Origin of the sequence: Lentilactobacillus sp. TOM.63 (assembly GCF_030361045.1) — a bacterium.
Classification (GTDB): Bacteria; Bacillota; Bacilli; order Lactobacillales; family Lactobacillaceae; genus Lentilactobacillus; species Lentilactobacillus dabitei.
Genome location: NZ_JAUCAP010000166.1, coordinates 1 through 1,504 on the forward strand (window position 1 = coordinate 1; position 1,504 = coordinate 1,504).

The following is a 1,504-nucleotide window of genomic DNA, read 5'->3' on the forward strand; positions in this document are numbered from 1 at the left end:
ATTGACTACTATATTTTGTCACAAGAAAAGCCCCATAATCATTAGACTTACTTGTCTAACAATTGTAGGGCACTTCAGTTTGTTGATTAGCATCACCACCAAATTTATTAGCTACCAATCCGATAGAACCCCAAGCAAAAATTGGAACAAGCGCGAGAAGAACTCCTTGCATGTTTATATTCACCTCTTTAAAATAATTTTTTACTTAAAAAATTAAGTATACCTGAATTTACACTTTAAGTGCAAATTCAAGGGTCAAAAAAGTGATTAAATATAAATTAGCGACCCGTTATCAGTTGACTAACGGCCACTATATCACAGCCAACAAGAAGTTTGTCATTCAGAAATAGGCTGTTAGTCGGATGTAATTGAATATTAAATAGAATTACAAGTCCTGAAAATTAAAGCATATTAAATATTTAATTGCATATTATAACGTTTGTCCATTAGTGTTAGTTCCTCGTATTTTGACGATATCAGTTCGAACTTTTTACTTTGAGAGAATAATTTTGTAAAATCCCCAAATGACCTATTGCCATTTTTGAACTTTTAATCTATCCTTGATTTGCAGCAAATTAACAAGACGGTACCGGATCAGGCAATGACCGGTATAATCAAAGGAAGGGACTGTCAAGTTATGAACTTGTTGACGATTTTAGTTTTCTACGTGTTAGGTATTTTGATTGGATTAGCCATCGAGGGCTACACTTATTGGGAGCTGGGTCACAGCGCCAGATCAAGGCCAAGTTTAATTGGTAACCATATTCATCCATAATAAATAATAAAATGAAATGATGAATGATTGAAAGAAGCGTCACGATTAACCGGATAAACGTTAATCGTGACGTTTCTTTATAAATATGAGTAATGTCGATCCGAAACATGGTCTGGTTTCTTAGCCGGGATAAGTATCCGTTTCGTCATCAAAGTCATGCTAAGGTTATCGATTAACCCTGCCACTTTTTTCTAAAATAGTTGAATTTTCCAAAACATCATCGGGAATATCAAAAATCGTTGCTTCAATAACATAGTGTTGAATATGTTGATGCGCATATGCTAAGGCCTGGTTGAAATAGGCGAAAAGCTGACTAATGTTGCCAGTCAGAGTGGTGGCGTAGTGAATTTCGCTTGGCTCTAAGCCTACCTTTTCAGCCAAGTTGACGATTTCTTGAATTTCATTCATATAGTCATCGTCACCAAAGGCGTAGAAACATTCTAAGCTTTATAGTGAATCGATTATCCGACGGGATAGTTGATTCACTATTTTAGTTTTGTTCTAAACTTTAAATAGTGGTGAAACTATATGTCGTAAGAAGTTTAGACGCTTGACGTCGTCCTTAAAACAGGCAGTTTTACTTAGTAATTAGTATTCTCTTCGAAGAATGTCGACACTTGATGTCCAGTTTAGAAAATTAGAAATAATTACCTTAGAAGCTGTCCAAGATCTATGATTTTTGATATACTTCTATGTAAAAAGCGAGTTTAAGCTATGAAAAATTATCCC

General features: G+C 34.8%; 2 protein-coding genes and 1 pseudogene. 1 reads left to right on the plus strand and 2 read right to left on the minus strand.

Annotation, left to right across the window (positions count from 1 at the left end; all coding sequences use genetic code 11):
- Positions 1–76 precede the first annotated feature (76 nt).
- A pseudogene (locus QUF07_RS13930) lies at positions 77–172 on the minus strand (GRP family sugar transporter); the annotation flags it as partial.
- 91 nt (positions 173–263) lie between these two features.
- Between QUF07_RS13930 and QUF07_RS13935 the strand changes: the two are divergent.
- On the plus strand, positions 264–350 hold the full coding sequence (locus tag QUF07_RS13935; RefSeq protein WP_289428192.1) for a DUF5776 domain-containing protein: 87 nt from the start codon (positions 264–266) through the stop codon (positions 348–350).
- Positions 351–940: 590 nt separating this feature from the next.
- Here the strand turns inward: QUF07_RS13935 and QUF07_RS13940 are convergent.
- Positions 941–1,183 (minus strand): YkoF family thiamine/hydroxymethylpyrimidine-binding protein, encoded by a 243-nt coding sequence (locus QUF07_RS13940; protein ID WP_289428191.1) that lies wholly within the window; start codon positions 1,181–1,183, stop codon positions 941–943.
- Between the last annotated feature and the right edge of the window lie 321 nt (positions 1,184–1,504).